The organism is Streptomyces sp. NPDC001508 (genome assembly GCF_040298665.1).
Taxonomy (GTDB): domain Bacteria; phylum Actinomycetota; class Actinomycetes; order Streptomycetales; family Streptomycetaceae; genus Streptomyces.
Map to the genome: position 1 here is coordinate 1 of NZ_JBEPAP010000114.1, position 13509 is coordinate 13509.

The 13509-nt window shown below is 70.4% G+C and carries 12 protein-coding genes, 1 pseudogene and 1 riboswitch; of the genes and pseudogenes, 2 read left to right on the forward strand and 11 right to left on the reverse strand.

What is annotated here, in order from left to right:
* Positions 1-433: 433 nt before the first annotated feature.
* From ABT245_RS44825 to ABT245_RS44840, 4 genes are all read right to left on the reverse strand, one after another.
* On the reverse strand, positions 434-952 hold the full coding sequence (locus ABT245_RS44825) for a restriction endonuclease (protein ID WP_351746653.1): 519 nt from the start codon (positions 950-952) through the stop codon (positions 434-436).
* 233 nt (positions 953-1185) lie between these two features.
* On the reverse strand, positions 1186-1860 hold the full coding sequence (locus ABT245_RS44830; RefSeq protein ID WP_351746656.1) for a restriction endonuclease: 675 nt from the start codon (positions 1858-1860) through the stop codon (positions 1186-1188).
* On the reverse strand, positions 1860-2072 hold the full coding sequence (locus ABT245_RS44835; RefSeq protein WP_351746659.1) for a hypothetical protein: 213 nt from the start codon (positions 2070-2072) through the stop codon (positions 1860-1862). Before ABT245_RS44835 ends, ABT245_RS44830 begins: the two co-directional genes overlap by 1 nt.
* 973 nt (positions 2073-3045) lie before the next feature.
* Positions 3046-4230 (reverse strand): MBL fold metallo-hydrolase, encoded by a 1185-nt coding sequence (locus tag ABT245_RS44840; RefSeq protein ID WP_351746661.1) that lies wholly within the window; start codon positions 4228-4230, stop codon positions 3046-3048.
* A gap of 209 nt (positions 4231-4439) precedes the next feature.
* Between ABT245_RS44840 and ABT245_RS44845 the strand changes: the two are divergent.
* Positions 4440-4965, forward strand: a pseudogene (locus ABT245_RS44845) (TetR family transcriptional regulator C-terminal domain-containing protein).
* Positions 4966-5012: 47 nt separating this feature from the next.
* Here the strand turns inward: ABT245_RS44845 and ABT245_RS44850 are convergent.
* Positions 5013-5798 (reverse strand): SGNH/GDSL hydrolase family protein, encoded by a 786-nt coding sequence (locus ABT245_RS44850; RefSeq protein ID WP_351746684.1) that lies wholly within the window; start codon positions 5796-5798, stop codon positions 5013-5015.
* A 250-nt stretch (positions 5799-6048) separates the two neighbouring features.
* The gene (locus ABT245_RS44855; protein ID WP_351746664.1) at positions 6049-7005 is read right to left on the reverse strand and encodes a M23 family metallopeptidase; all 957 of its coding nucleotides are present in this window, start codon (positions 7003-7005) and stop codon (positions 6049-6051) included.
* Positions 7006-7009: 4 nt separating this feature from the next.
* A riboswitch (cyclic di-AMP (ydaO/yuaA leader) is annotated at positions 7010-7167 on the reverse strand.
* A 569-nt stretch (positions 7168-7736) separates the two neighbouring features.
* Here ABT245_RS44855 and ABT245_RS44860 point away from each other — a divergent pair.
* Positions 7737-8534: a tyrosine-protein phosphatase gene (locus ABT245_RS44860; protein ID WP_351746667.1), complete on the forward strand. Its 798-nt coding sequence runs from the start codon at positions 7737-7739 to the stop codon at positions 8532-8534.
* A gap of 47 nt (positions 8535-8581) precedes the next feature.
* Here ABT245_RS44860 and ABT245_RS44865 read toward each other — a convergent pair whose 3' ends face one another.
* The 5 genes from ABT245_RS44865 to ispG form a co-directional block, all read right to left on the reverse strand.
* Entirely contained in the window at positions 8582-8704 is a 123-nt protein-coding gene (locus tag ABT245_RS44865) for a DUF6126 family protein (protein WP_351746670.1), read from the reverse strand.
* Entirely contained in the window at positions 8701-9300 is a 600-nt protein-coding gene (locus ABT245_RS44870; RefSeq protein ID WP_351746672.1) for a helix-turn-helix domain-containing protein, read from the reverse strand. The genes ABT245_RS44865 and ABT245_RS44870 overlap by 4 nt, the downstream gene beginning before the upstream one ends.
* A gap of 91 nt (positions 9301-9391) precedes the next feature.
* Positions 9392-10777, reverse strand: a complete 1386-nt coding sequence (locus tag ABT245_RS44875; RefSeq protein WP_351746675.1) for an aspartate aminotransferase family protein — start codon at positions 10775-10777, stop codon at positions 9392-9394.
* The gene (gene dxs / locus ABT245_RS44880; RefSeq protein WP_351746678.1) at positions 10774-12678 is read right to left on the reverse strand and encodes a 1-deoxy-D-xylulose-5-phosphate synthase; all 1905 of its coding nucleotides are present in this window, start codon (positions 12676-12678) and stop codon (positions 10774-10776) included. Before dxs ends, ABT245_RS44875 begins: the two co-directional genes overlap by 4 nt.
* A 28-nt stretch (positions 12679-12706) precedes the next feature.
* Positions 12707-13509: flavodoxin-dependent (E)-4-hydroxy-3-methylbut-2-enyl-diphosphate synthase (gene ispG, locus ABT245_RS44885; RefSeq protein WP_351746681.1), on the reverse strand; the 803-nt coding region annotated here is incomplete at its 5' end.

Genomic DNA, 13509 nt, shown 5'->3' on the forward strand with positions numbered 1-13509 from the left:
ACGGACACCCGGCGATCGCCGCTGCCCGCACCCCGCAGAAACACCCGGAACCCGCCCGACACCCTTGATCAGAATTCACGCGGTGGATCGAGGCTGAAAAGTGGGTCCGCTACTGCGGCCTTGCGGAGCAGCCTCAGTACCTACACCCGCCGAGCAGCAAGGTCACGGATGGTCAGGGATCGCGCTTCAGAAGGTGAGCGGCTGGGGCAGACAGCCCATTGGGGAGGACCGGCATGCCGGAGACCGCGGCGTCGTCACAGGAGTGTCGCCTCACGATCTCTCGACCCAAGGCCGCCTCGCTGTGGGGGGCTCTTCGCCGGGAGGGCCCGGGCCGATCTCCATGACAACGGGCCGCACCGGACTGAGCCCGAAACGGGACCACCGGCCACTGGGCGGGATCTCCCGGGACGGACTCAGCCCGTGTGCGCTGGCGTCAGTGTGTCGTGCTTTGGATGCCGAGGACGTCGTAGAGGTGCTCGGCGTGGGCCCATCGTTTCAATTCCGGGCGGCCCATAAGGATGAGCTGGTGATGGGCGAAGTCGATCGCTGGCTGCGTGAAGCCGTTGAGCGCGATCATGATGGGGAGGTCGGCTCCGTGGTGCGGGCGGGCTGTCCCGTTGAACTTCTGCACGTGGCCTGACCCGACTGGGCTCTGATACTGCTTGCACTGCACGATCAGGAGGCGGTCATCGTCATCGCGGGCAGTGATGTCCACGCCGAGGTCACCGGCGCCTCCGACCCGCTTGGGACGCCGGAATCCGTCACGGGCCAGGAGGTCACTGCACGCCTGCTCGAAACCCGTCGCGCTCATCGACGAAAGCTGCTTCATCTTGAAGGTCAGCGCGTCCGCTTCGATCGCATCGCCAGAGGGAGCGACGAACGTGTCGTCCGCGTTGGCGTAGGTGTTGGCGCCGAACAGGAATGACAGGATTCTGCCGAGCAGGAGCAGCATGGGCAGTCCGCCGACCACGAAGAGCCCGGTCCACCACGGGTGATCGGCTATCAGCCCCCACATCTACGGTGATCCACCGGCCGACGTCCTCGGTGAGCCACTCCCAGAGCATCTTTCCGACGGCCAGCGCGATGACCGCATACAGCAGGAACTTCAGCAGCGGGTCGAGCGACCCGTCCTCGTCGAACACCACAACTCCAGACGTCTTGGGCAGCGATCACGCTCTTTGCCAGTCATGCCGCACGCCTGAATCGGCTCGGGCGGGAGCGCGCGGACAATCCGAGGAACTCGTGCAGAGCGGCACCGTCCTCGGCCCAGCGCCGTAGCTTTTCCCGGTCGATCCAGTGGACGCCGTGCCGGTCGCCCCACGCCATGGCATCGCGGGTGAAGGCTCCGTTGGTGACGACGACAGCGTGATCGGCTTTGTGGACCGGCCCGGCCGTCCCCTTCACCGCGTACATCACAGATGAGCCCACTTTCCCGCCGACGCGGGTGTGCTTGGCCTGCACCACGATCCGGCCGCGCTGCGGATGGTCACCGATGACGTCGGCGGCCTGGTCGCCGCCGCCACCCACTCTGCGGGCCGGCCAGCCGTCGCGGACCAGCAGATCCCGCAGGGCGTACTCGAAGCGACGGTCGTCCATGGCGTCGAACTCCGCGAGCGTGATCCGCAGAGTGGCCAGCCGCTCCTTCGCCCGACGCCGCATCGTGGTCGCCTGCCTGATCCGCCACGCCGCGACGGCTCCCGTGAACAGGGCGAGAGCCAGCAGGGCAGGCCAGGCCGCCTTCAGTGCGCCGACCGCCGTGGCCGCCGTCCGCACCACCAGGACGAGCACAGCCAGGGCGACCACAGCCGCTGCGACCAGTTCCGCGGCACCGCGAGGACGCCTCAGACGTATCCGTCCCATCAGCGGTCGGCCGTCGCGCCGGCCGCCGGCGTCGGATCCGTCGGCGGTGTCGTGGCGGTGGACTCACTGAACCCGAACACCTGCCCCCACAGCCACACGCCGGCCAGTAAGCCGGCAATCATCCAACCGCTCATGCGCTTGGCGCTCCTGGCCTTCGGATTGCGGCGGATGTGTCCGCGTACCCGGTGGAACCCGTCCGGCACCTTCGACATACTTCCTCCTCCTGTCGGTGGGCCGCGGAGCGCGGCTCATCCCAACAAAAGGGTGTAGCAGTGGGCACTGACAGCAACTGATGGGTCATCACGGCGCTACGCCCCGGTCGAGTCGCCATCAGGCCAGGAGGGCCCACACCGTCAGGCCAATCACGGGGCAGCGAGCCTGAGGCAGCTCAGCTGGGCGAACGCCCTTCTCGGCTCCCAAGCGGTTCACCATGGCCCTTTCCGCCAGCCCTCACACGGCGCGTGACGGTCCATCTCTCACCTGCGGAAACAGCCTCGGTCACGCCAAGCGGAACTCTGCCGACGAATGGCGAAAAGCAGCGGAAGCGCGCTCAGAGCCATGGTGCGCCGGAGCCGCCCCTTCGAACCGTGGTGCTGGGGCCAGGACCCGGGAGTGTGACAGGGGCGGAAGGCACGGGACGAATTCTCAGCGCGGTGTCGGCGCGGTCCTGCGAGGACAGCGCCACGGGAGTAACGCCGGGCCCATGAAACCACCGCTGGCCCCCGCCGGCGCCGAATACCGCCTTGGCGCAGCCCGGTCAGGACAGTCGTTTGCGGCCCGCCGTGGCCTAGCGAGCAGCACTCGTCACCAGGAATCACTTCGATCCAAGATCCGGACCATACCCGGACCAGCCGTCCGCAGCTTGTCACGATCGGAGCTGTTTTCGCTGGTCAAACTGCATCTGAGCCGCGTACCACCAGCAGACGAAGAACGTACTGGCAGTTCTCTTTCGTCGGGAGAGTGGCCGGCCTGATGCGGCCTTCGCTCTGCCGCGGCGCAAGACGCCATTCACGGTCACGCGCACACTCACGCCCCTACGTCCGGCGGAGGGCAACGGCCGGTACTCGGACACTCGTTCCTGACTCTGCCGACGCGCCGGCCCATCGATGAGCCGCGGGACCTGGTCTCGCTCGCTCTCCGACATGGCTGCAAGGACTTCCGTCACGCGCCTCGGCTCATCCACCGTCAGCCCTCGCCCACGAGGTCGAGGTCGTCGCGAGAGGTGTCCGGGGTGATCTCCGGGACGGGCCACTTGCGGTTCAGTGGCAGGGACACATCCCGCCACCACGGGCGTGCAGGGAGGTCCCCGGCGGGCTCGAAGGGCTCGCCCGGAACCGGGACGGCGACCGCCTGTCCGACCGCGCCGGCCGCGGCCAGCGTCCACTCCCCCGGCTCGGCCCACGCGTGGGTGGCCAGGTTGAAGGTGCCCCAGTGGATCGGCAACAGCGCCCCGTGCGCCCGCCCGCCCTGAAGATCGAGATGAGCGCGCACGCCCTCCTCGGGAGTCATGTGGATGTCGGGCCAGAACTCGCTGTAGGCGCCGATCTGGATCATCGTGGCGTCGAACGGGCCGTGCTGTGCTCCTATGTCCTTGAAGCCCTCGAAGTAGCCGGTGTCGCCGCTGTGGTAGATCCGGTGCCGGTCGCCGGCGACGGCCCAGGACGCCCAGAGGGTGTGCTGGGTGTTGCGCAGGCCGCGACCGCAGAAGTGCCGGGCGGGGGTGGCGGTGAGGGTGAGCCCGCCGACCCGGGTCGACTCGTGCCAGTCCAGCTCCCGCAGCCGGTCGGCGGACACCCCCCAGTGTTCGAGGTGGGCGCCGACGCCGAGGGGCACCGCGAACCGGGTGTCCGTGCCGGCCAGCGCCTTGATCGTGGGCAGGTCCAGGTGGTCGTAGTGGTCGTGGGAGATGACCACGACGTCGACGGGGCCGAGCGCGGCCAGCGGCAGCGGCACCGGGTGCAGCCGCTTGGGCCCGGCGAACGCGAACGGGGAGCAGCGCTCGCCCCAGACGGGGTCGAAGAGCACCCGGTGCCCGTCGATCTCCGCGAGCACGCTGGAGTGGCCCATCCAGGTGAGCCGCAGCCCGGTGACGGGCGGTCGGGACAGGTCGGCGAGGGTGGTGGCGTGCACCGGAACCGTGCCTCGCGGGCCGCGGCGGGGCCGCTGGTCCCGGTCGAAGTAGACCTTGGCGAAGTCCAGCATCGAGCCGGAGGGCCGGGTCCGTGCGGGACCGCCGGGGTTCTGGAAGACGCCGTCCTTGAAGTGCGGCGACGTGCGGATGCGCGCCAGGCGGGCCCCGCCCGGGTCAGCGCCGAAGGCCGCGGGCTGCAGCGCGCGGAGCCCGGAGCTCAGGGAACGCGAACCGGACACGGTACCTCCTGGTGGAGTCGGTGGAGTCCTCCATTATGGTCGGCCCGTGTGACACTCCGGGACCGGGCCGATCACCTCACCGGCCGCCGGGGCTTCGTGGAGACGGCCGGCATGCCGGCCCTCGATGCACGCCCTGATCGACCTGGCACCGGCCCCGCCCGCCGGCGCGCGGGACGGCCCCGCGAACCCCGCGGACCCAGCGAACCGCCATCCAGCGGATCGAGGCGCGGGGCGTGGCGGCGGTCCGGATCGCCGACGTGGCCGCCACGCCGGGGTGGGTGCGCAACGCACTCGTGCAGTACCGCGCACGAGCGCACTGCGCCAGTTGCGCGCTGCCGTGCGCCGATACGCTCCGACGGGCCGGGCCAAGGGCCGACGGCGGTGGGTCGACGGCTGGGCGGTGACGCCGCGCGAGCCGGCACTCCGGGACGTCACCCGAACCTGGACAGCCGGTGGAGGGCGGCGCTCGCCGAGGGCGTGGTGGCGGGCGAGATCGGATGCCCGTACCCGGCCGGCGCGGCGCTGCACCCGACGGCTCTCCTGGACGGGCTCGCCGTGCGACCCACGTCGTACCCGGACGCGGTGCCGCGGTCCCGGGCACGGTGCCGCGGTCCCGAGCGCAGTGTGGGTGCCCGGGTTCGCCTCGTCGGGGTCCACCGCCGCCTCGAGCCGTTGCCGCCGCCCTGGTGGACGAGGTGGTCTCCCGCGAACTGGGCCTGGGCCAAGAGACGCTGACGGCGCGGCTGGGCCGAGCCGCGCGCCCCGGTCCCCGCCCCGGTGGTTCAGGCCACGGATGCGATGCGTGTCCTGATGTCGTCAGGGGAGAGCGCGCCCTTGGCCGTCACATGGTCGCCCGAGGACTCGCCGCGCAGCCGGCGCCCGATCCACGGGACCAGGTACTGGCGGGCCCAGTGGACGTCGTCGCGGCGCACTTCGAGGGTGCCGCGGGGCGGCAGCGGCGGCCAGGGTTGCTCCGGGTCGGCCGGGACCTCGACGCCGAGCATCTGGCCGGCCCGCAGTGCGACGCGCGTGTGCCCCTCCGGCGAGAGGTGGAGGCGGTCGTCGTCCCAGGCCCTGCGGTCCTGTACGGCCTTCAGTGACCACAGGTCGAGCACGGGGCAGCCGTACCGGTCGGCGATGGCCCGGACGTGCCCGTTGTAGGTGGCGATCCTGCCGCGCAGATGCTTGAGCACGGGCACGCCGCGTGTGTCGAAGCCGGTCGTCACCATGACGGTGCCGGCCACCGCGGTGAGCCGGGCCACGGCCCGCTCGAAACGCTCGGCCACCTCGTCCGGGTCGGTGCCGGGCCGCAGGATGTCGTTGCCGCCCGCGCAGAAGGAGACGAGGTCCGGCGCGAGTTCGACCGCCTGGGGGATCTGCTCGGCCACGATCTGGTCGAGCAGCCGTCCGCGCACGGCGAGATTGGTGTACCGGAAGTCGCCCTCGGGGCGGCGGTCCGCGAGCAGGACCGCGAACCGGTCGGCCCAGCCGACGAACGCCCCGTCGGGGCCGGGGTCGCCGACGCCCTCGGTGAAGCTGTCTCCCACCGCCACGTACGACCCGATCACAGCTGTGTTGTCACTCTTCGAATCGTCTGCCACGTCGGTCCATGATTCCCCTTCGGATGTGACCTACGCGATCGTAGGAAAGGGTTGACGAACGGTGAGATAAGACACTCCCCAAGAGTTTCCCAACGCGGGAACAGGCCGGAGGGCGGGGGTGTTGGGCGAAGGATTGCCGCGCCCGCCGGGCGCACATGGCGTGGGCCGCACCGGGACTCCGGTGCGGCCCACGCCATGTGCGGGGGTGTCGCTGCCGTCAGACGGTGACGCCGTGTGTGCGGAGGTAGGCGAGCGGGTCCACGTCCGAGCCGTAGTTCGCCGTGGTGCGGATCTCGAAGTGCAGGTGCGGGCCCGTCACATTGCCGGTCGCACCGGACAGGCCGATCTGCTGGCCCGGGGTCACGGTCTGGCCGGCCGAGACGGACAGCCGCGACAGGTGGGCGTACTGCGCGTAGTAGCCGTCGGCGAGCTTGAGGACCACCTGGTTGCCGTAGGCACCGCCCCAGCCCGCGGAGACGACGGTGCCCGCGCCGACCGCCTTGAGCGAGGTGCCGGTCGGGACGACGAAGTCGACACCGGTGTGGTAACCGCTGGACCACATGCTGCCCGCCGTGTGGTAAGCGGTCCCGATCCGGGCGCCGTTGACCGGGAGGCCGTAGCCGGCGGTGTCGGTGGTGCCGGCGGTCCCGGTGTTCTGGGCGACCGGAGCGCTGTCGGACGAGGTGTCGGACGAAGAAGGCGCCGACGGCTGCGCGGACCCGGCGGACTCGGCGGACTCGGCGGACGAGGACTTCTCGGAGGACGGCTCGGTGGACGAGGAGTCGGTCCCCGTCCCGGCCCGCTCCCCGAGCGTGAGCTTCAGACCGGGGTGGATCAGCGAGGGATTGCCGCCGATGGCCTCACGGTTGTCCTGGTAGATCCGCTGCCAGCCGCCGCTGACTCCCTGTTCCTCGGCGATCTTGGCGAGCCAGTCGCCCTGCCGCACCGAGTACGTCCGGGTGCCGGAGTGCGCGGCGGCCGTCGTCTGCTCAACGGTGCCGGACTGGACGGACTGCTGCGCGGCGGCGCGGGGCGCCGAGTCGGGGGTGGCGGCGTGTGCCCCGGCGGCGCCGATGAGCGGCAGGGCGAGCGCGGCGCCGCCGGTTCCGGCGGCGGCGATGGAGCGGGTGAGTCGCTGGGACTTGGGACGGCGGTGCTTACCCTTCGCGGGCATGGCGAATTCCTCTCCGGCGCCTGCGAGGTGAGCTGTCGGGTTCGGGCTGGAGCTGCCCGGCCGCGCAGGGCGCGGCTTCACCCCTAGCCGTCCCGGAGACCGGGACAGGCAGTCGTGCCTGGTGGGTCCCCCGCTCCTGCCGGGCACGGGTGAGTGTGTGTCGGGGATCCGGGCGGCGGCAGGATTCGGCGGTCCGTCCGGATTGGTGGCGAACGTAAGCGAGCGGGACGCGAACGGACAAGGAGCCGCTTCACCCGGTGCGCGTTTCCCGTGATCCGTCGCGGGAATTCCCGGTCACCGTCCGTGCATGTCGCGGTGGCGGGCTTTCCCAATTCCCGCAAGAAGCCCGTGCATTACGTGGTCATGACGGACGACGCACCGTCACGGGTATGACGCTCCTCACGCCCCTCACCGCATAACCGGCAATCCAGACAGAAGAGTCAGACGCGGTACGGCCGAAGGACCGCGGTGTCCCGATCGTCGCGGAGTGCGGTGCGCAGCCCGTGGCACCACAGCACGGCATCACGGTCGGGTACGACCGTCCTCGGCGATGTCCGTCATAAAGCCTCACAAGTGCCCCCAGATCCGCTCACGCCGCACCATCATCAAGTGCGGCGAGCCTGTGGGGCAACGCCTGTGGATAACTCGCTGCCGCGGGAAATCCATGTCGTATGGTCGACGGCGTGCCCGTCGACGACCCACGTCGCGGGGAGTGACCGCGAGGAGCCTCCGTGACACAGCAGGTCCCGTCGACCGAACCCGAACTCGCCGGTGTGCGCAACTTCCGTGATGTGGGCGGACTGCCGACCGCGGACGGCCGGCGGGTGCGCCCCGGCGTGCTGTTCCGCAGCGGTCATCTGGCGCATGCGACCGAGTCCGACGCCGCGTTCCTCTCCTCCCTGGGCCTGCACACGATCTTCGACTTCCGCAACGGCGCCGACCAGAAGCTGGAGGGGCCGGACGTCGAACTGCCCGGCGTGCGCAACGTCAATCTGCCGCTGACCGACCCTGCGGACGGCGCCGAGTTCTGGACGATGGTCCGCGACGGCGACGTCGGCGAGCTGCGGCAGCTGCTCGGCGACGGCAAGGCCGAGCACCGGATGATCGTCTCGTACCGCTCGATCATCACGGAGCGCACCGCCGAGCACTCCCGGGTGCTGCACGCGCTGGCCGAGGACAGCGTCCCTGCGCTGATGCACTGCGCGGCGGGCAAGGACCGCGCGGGCCTGTCCATCGCCGTGACACTGCTCGCCCTCGGAGTGGAGCGCGAGGCGATCCTGGCCGACTATCTGGAGTCGAACGCCAAGCACCGCCGCTACCGGGTGCGCCGCAGCGGCGGCGCGGACACCGCGTACACCCCGGAGATCATGGAACTGATCAGCCCGCTGTTCGACGCGCGCGCCGAGTATCTGACGGCCGCCCTGGAGACCGTCGAGCAGACCTGGGGCGGTGTCGACGCCTATCTGGAGCAGGGGCTGGGTCTGGCGTCGCCGACCCGGGAGCGGCTGCGCGAGCGGCTGCTGGACTGACGGACGCTCACTTCGGGGCCGTCACCCGGCCGTCGTGCCGTCGCCGCTCATCCCTTGGCGCCCACCTCGAACAGCAGATAGATGAAGCCCGCCACGATGTGGCCGACGGCGATGTAGATGATCAGCCGGACCCACAGGGCGCGCGGGAACTTCTCCTCCATGTCAGTCATGGCAGCTCTCCAGTGATGGGGCCCAGGCACAGCGCGGCCGTGGGACTTTGCAGCAGGGTGTGGACGAACAGAAGCTCCACCCCGCCGTGGTCCTCGGCGGCGAGGCGGTGCGGGGTCAGCGAGTCGAAGTGCGCGCTGTCGCCGGGAGCGAGGACATGGGCGGTGTCCCCGAGGCGCAGGGCGAGCCGGCCCTTGAGGACGTACAGCCACTCCTCGCCGGGGTGCACGCGCACGATGTCGCGCTGCGAGCCGTGGGGCACGCGGACGCGCAGTGCCTGCATGCCGCGGCCGGGGGCGCCGGCCTGCCAGTAGGTCCAGCCGCCCGCACGGGTCGGTTCCATGTCGGCGGCGCGCACGATCGCGTCCCGGTCGGCGACGGTCTCGCCGAGCAGTTCCGAGACGGTCGTACCGTAGACGCGGGCCAGTGCGAGCAGCATCGGCAGGGAGGGCTGGCGCTGTCCGGTCTCCAACCGGGACAGATGGGCGGGCGACAGCCCTGCGGAGTGCGCCGCCGCCTCCAGCGTGAGGCCGGCGCGGCGGCGCAACGAGCGCAGCTGGAGCGCGACGGCGGACAGCTCGGCTTCGGAGGAGCTCACGCCTCCATTGAGCCGCAGGCTTGCCCCTCAGGCAAATTTCTTGCCTCAGAGGCAAACGCCGCCCGACAACCGGCGAAGTCGTGCGGGACGGTCACCGGTTGGCGACCGCCTGCTTGATCAGCGTCTTGCCGAAGTCCCACATCAGACCGCCACCGCTGTGCGCGTCGTCCATCACGGCGGTGAAGGCGTCCACGAACCGGTCGACCTCGGCCTCCCCGATGACCAGCGGGGGGATCAGCTTGATCACCTCCAGGTGGTCGCCGGAGACCTGGGTCAGGATGCGGTGCCGCTGGAGCAGGGGCACCACGACCATCTGCGCGAACAGGCCCTTGCGGGCGGCCTGCAGCATGGTCCAGCGGCTACGCAGCTTGAGCGAGCTGGGCCTGCCGAACTCGATGCCGATCATCAGGCCCCGGCCGCGGACGTCGGCGAGCAGTTCGTACTTGTCGACGAGCGCGGCCAGCCGGGAGCGCAACAGCTCGCCCGTCGCCCGGGCGCGCGCGACGATCTGCTCGTCCTCCATCACCGCCAGCACGGCGAGACCGGCGGCCATCGCCTGCGCGTTGGAGCCGAAGCTCGCCGAGTGGACCAGCACGCGGTCCATGGACGAGTAGACCTTCTTGAAGATCCAGTCCTTGCCGAGGGTGGCGCCGACCGGCACATAGCCACCGGACAGTGCCTTGGCCACACACACCAGGTCCGGTTCGACGCCGTCCTCGTGCTGGTAGGCGTAGAAGTCCCCGGTCCGGCCGAGTCCGGTCTGCACCTCGTCGGCGATCAGCAGGGCCTTGTGCCGGTGCAGCAGGTCCTGCGCCGCGCGCAGATAGCCGGGCGGGGCCTCGTGCACGCCCTTGCCCTGGACCGGCTCGACGACCAGCGCGGCGACGTCGCCCTTCGCCAGTTCCCGGGCCAGGGCGTCGAGATCGCCGAGGGGTACGGCGGTGTCGGGCAGCAGCGGGGCGAAGCCGTCCCGGAAGCCCTTCTCGCCGTTGACCGACAGCGAGCCGGTGGTCAGGCCGTGGAACGCGTGGTCGCAGTAGAGGACGCGCGGCCTGCCGGTGGCGAACCGGGCGAACTTCAGCGCGGTCTCCACCGCCTCCGTGCCGCTGTTGCCGAAGAACACCCGGTCCAGGTGCGGGCTGTGGGTAAGGAGCCGTTCGGCCAGCAGTCCGGGCAGCGGCTGGCAGTCGAACCGGGTCAGGTCGGCGAGTTGGGCGTCCAGGACGTCGTGCAGCGCCTTGCGCACGACCGGGTGGTGGCGGCCGAGGCCCATCACCCCGAACCCGGCGAGCATGTCCAGGTAGTCGTTGCCGTCCGCGTCCCAGAAGTAGGCGCCCTCGGCCCGCTCGTAGACCTTGTCGAAGCCGATGGTGTGCAGCATGCGCGGGAGCTGGTGGTTCAGGTACCTGGTGTGCAGCTCGTAGCGCTCGGCTCCGCGCTCGGCCAGGAGGGCGCCGAGGTCGAACTCCTTGGTCATTCAGCTTTCTCCTTGACTGTGCCGTCGCTCTGCTGCCCGACGGCGAGGCTCGCGCCGATCCGTCCGGCGATCTCGACGGGGGTGAGACCGATGTCGGCCAGCACCTCCCCGCGCTTGGCGTGCGCGAGGAACTGCTCCGGGATGCCGAACCGGCGCACCGGCACGTCGACGTCCGCGTCGCCGAGCGCCAGCGCCACGGCGGAGCCCACCCCGGCGGCCCGGCTGTTGTCCTCCACGACGGCCACCAGGCGGTGGCCGGCGGCGAGCCCGGGCAGATCCGGGTCGACCGGTTTGACCCAGCGCGGGTCGACCACCGTGCAGCCGATGCCGCGCGCCTGAAGCAGCTCCGCGGCCTGCAGACACACCGGGGCCATGACGCCGACGGCCACCAGCAGGACGTCGGGCCGCTCGGCCCGGTGCAGCACGTCCATGCCGCCGACGCGGTCGACCGCGGGGATCCGCGGCCCGGCAGACTCCTTCGGGAAGCGGACCAGCGTGGGCGCGTCGTCGACGGCGACGGCCTCCCGCAACTGGGCGCGCAACTGGTCGGCGTCGCGCGGCGCGGCGATTCTGAGGCCGGGCACGACCTGGAGGACCGACATGTCCCACATGCCGTTGTGGGAGGCCCCGTCGCTGCCGGTGACACCGGCCCGGTCAAGGACGAAGGTCACACCGCAGCGGTGCAGCGCGACGTCCATCAGAAGCTGGTCGAAGGCGCGGTTGAGGAAGGTGGCGTAGACGGCGACGACCGGGTGCAGCCCGCCGGTCGCCAGGCCCGCCGCGGATACGGCCGCGTGCTGCTCGGCGATGCCGACGTCCCAGACCCGGTCGGGGAAGCGCTCGGCGAACTTGCCGAGGCCCACCGGGTGCAGCATGGCCGCCGTGATCGCCACGACGTCGTCCCGTTGTTCCCCGATGCGGACGATCTCGTCGCCGAACACCGATGTCCAGGACGGCCCGCCCGCGGGCACCAGCGGCTCGCAGGTCAGCGGGTCCATCACGCCGACGGTGTGGAAGTGGTCCTCCTCGTGCGCCAGGGCCGGTTCATAGCCGCGGCCCTTCTCGGTGAGGCAGTGCACGAGGACCGGGCCGTGGAAGCGTTTCGCGCGGCGCAGCGCGGACTCGACGGCCCTGATGTCATGGCCGTCGATCGGGCCGAGGTACTTCAGACCCAGGTCCTCGAACATGCCCTGCGGGGCGAAGGCGTCCTTGAAGCCCTTCTTCGCGCCGTGCAGCGACTCGTAGAGGGTGGGGCCGACCACCGGGGTGCGCAGCAGGACGTCCTTGCCCCAGGCGAGGACCCGCTCGTAGGAGTCGGTCGTGCGCAGGGTGGCGAGGTGGTTGGCGAGGCCGCCGATGGTCGGGGCGTAGGACCGTTCGTTGTCGTTGACCACGATGATCAGCGGGCGGTCCTTCGCGGCGGCGATGTTGTTCAGCGCCTCCCAGGCCATGCCGCCGGTGAGCGCGCCGTCGCCGATGACCGCGACCACATGGCCCTTCTCGCCCTGCACCTGACGGGACTTGGCGAGCCCGTCGGCCCAGCCGAGCGCGGTGGAGGCATGGCTGTTCTCGATGACGTCGTGCTCGGACTCCTCGCGCGAGGGATAGCCGGACAGGCCGCCCTTGCCGCGCAGCTTCGAGAAGTCCTGACGCCCCGTCAATAGTTTGTGCACATAACTCTGGTGGCCGGTGTCCCACAGGATGCGGTCGACCGGCGACTCGAAGACCCGGTGCAGTGCGACGGTGAGTTCCACCACGCCCAGGTTGGGCCCGAGATGGCCGCCGGTCCTGGCCACCGCGGTCACCAGGAACTCACGTATTTCTTCGGACAGTTCACCGAGTTCCGCCTCGGACAGCCCTTTCAGGTCGCGTGGTCCCCGGATGCTCTCCAGAATCGTCACGCTCAGCCCCCTCTCGGTTTGTGCTTGCTCAACTCACGGTCACTGTCGGTGTCCCCGTGACGGTGGGGGCGCCCGGCGCGGCGCCGTCGGCCTCCATCTGTGCCGCGATCTTCATCGCCTCCTCGATGAGGGTCTCGACGATCTTCGACTCGGGCACCGTCTTGATCACCTCACCCTTCACGAAGATCTGCCCCTTGCCATTGCCCGAGGCCACACCCAGATCGGCCTCCCGCGCCTCACCGGGACCGTTGACGACACAGCCCATCACCGCGACCCGCAACGGCACCTCCATACCCGTCAGACCCGCCGTGACCTCCTCCGCCAGCCTGTACACATCCACCTGCGCACGCCCACAGGACGGACACGAGACGATCTCCAGACCACGCTGCCGCAGATTCAGCGACTCCAGGATCTGGATACCGACCTTGACCTCCTCCACCGGCGGCGCCGACAACGACACCCGGATCGTGTCACCGATCCCCTGCGACAGCAGCGCACCGAACGCCACCGCCGACTTCACCGTCCCCTGGAACGCCGGACCCGCCTCCGTCACCCCCAGATGCAGCGGATAGTCACACCTCTGCGCCAACTGCCGGTACGCCTCGACCATCACCACCGGATCGTTGTGCTTCACCGAGATCTTGATGTCCCGGAAATCATGCTCCTCGAACAACGACGCCTCCCACAGCGCCGACTCCACCAGCGCCTCCGGCGTCGCCTTCCCGTACTTCTGCAGCAACCGCCGGTCCAACGACCCCGCGTTCACCCCGATACGGATCGGCGTACCACGATCCGCCGCCGCCCTCGCGATCTCCCTGACCTGATCATCGA